Origin of the sequence: Moorena sp. SIO2C4 (assembly GCF_010672485.1) — a bacterium.
In the GTDB taxonomy this organism is placed as follows: Bacteria; Cyanobacteriota; Cyanobacteriia; order Cyanobacteriales; family Coleofasciculaceae; genus Moorena; species Moorena producens.
Genome location: NZ_JAAHGN010001577.1, coordinates 1 through 1,055, shown reverse-complemented (window position 1 = coordinate 1,055; position 1,055 = coordinate 1). Strand labels below are relative to the sequence as shown.

General features: G+C 40.8%; 2 protein-coding genes and 1 pseudogene. 2 read left to right on the top strand and 1 reads right to left on the bottom strand.

The window, feature by feature from the left end; all coding sequences use genetic code 11:
* Together F6K20_RS39645 and F6K20_RS39640 are read left to right on the top strand one after the other, a co-directional pair.
* On the top strand, positions 1-386 hold a 386-nt coding region (locus tag F6K20_RS39645; protein WP_287298605.1), incomplete at its 5' end, for an element excision factor XisH family protein.
* Positions 374-715 (top strand): XisI protein, encoded by a 342-nt coding sequence (locus F6K20_RS39640; RefSeq protein ID WP_008188276.1) that lies wholly within the window; start codon positions 374-376, stop codon positions 713-715. The genes F6K20_RS39645 and F6K20_RS39640, both read left to right, overlap by 13 nt.
* 104 nt (positions 716-819) lie before the next feature.
* Here F6K20_RS39640 and F6K20_RS39635 read toward each other — a convergent pair.
* A pseudogene (locus F6K20_RS39635) lies at positions 820-1,055 on the bottom strand (DNA-binding protein); the annotation flags it as partial.

Genomic DNA, 1,055 nt, shown 5'->3' with positions numbered 1-1,055 from the left:
TAAAAGCAGCGCTAGTCAAGGAAAGATGGTTGATTACGGATGACCCCCTCATTGTAGAAGCTGGCAAACGTAAGATTCAGGTTGATTTAGGAGCTGAACGGTTAATTGCTGCTGAAAAAGATGGTGAAAAAATTGCTATAGAAATAAAAAGCTTTATTGGTGTCTCAACGCTTCATGATTTTTATCAAGCTTTGGGTCAGTTTAGTTTTTATAAGTATGCTCTTGAAAAAAAGATGCCGGAACGAACATTATTTTTAGCTGTACCAGATGATACCTATGAAGATTTTTTCAAGGAAGACTTTATTACAGAACTACTGGCTCGCTATCAGGTTAAAATGTTGGTGTATCGGATCGATGAAGCAACTATTGAGCGATGGATAAACTAGGGAAGTATAAGTCAATTGTTCGTAAAATTACCATAGAAACTGGGAAGCTGGGTGAGCGTCCTGATGATCAGGTTAAGAGTCAGATTATTTTAGATGATGAGAGGGGACACTACCTGCTGTATTTCAACGGATGGCGTGGCTCTAAACGCACTTACGGTTGTTATCTACATATTGATGTTAGTCATGATGGAAAAGTTTGGGTACACTACGATGGCACTGATTTGCGTATTGCTGAGAAATTGGTAGAGCTATCAATTCCTAAATCAGATATTGTATTAGGATTTATCTCACCAATTAGGCGAGCAGATACTGGTTTTGCTATCAGGTAAATCTTAGGATTGGCGAATGCGTTCGCGTAGCGGCTCGTACCGAGCATCGCTTAGCATAACCTAGGGTCAATCCCGTTTACAGTCCCTGACTCTGACTATGATGATCAGCTACTAGCCGGGAAACTGCCACCAATGAAGTGAATATCACTGAAAGTTTCGATCCACAAACGAGCGCCACAATCAAGTGGATTATCCGGCTGATAAACAATCTTACAAGGACCGAGGATTTCGACTTCGTTGCCGTAGAGATTAGTGCCCTTTCGTTTTACTGAAATCACTGGCTTCCGATCTTTGGGGCTTTTCTTGATATTCGAGCCAATGTGATTGCGATTAACATTAA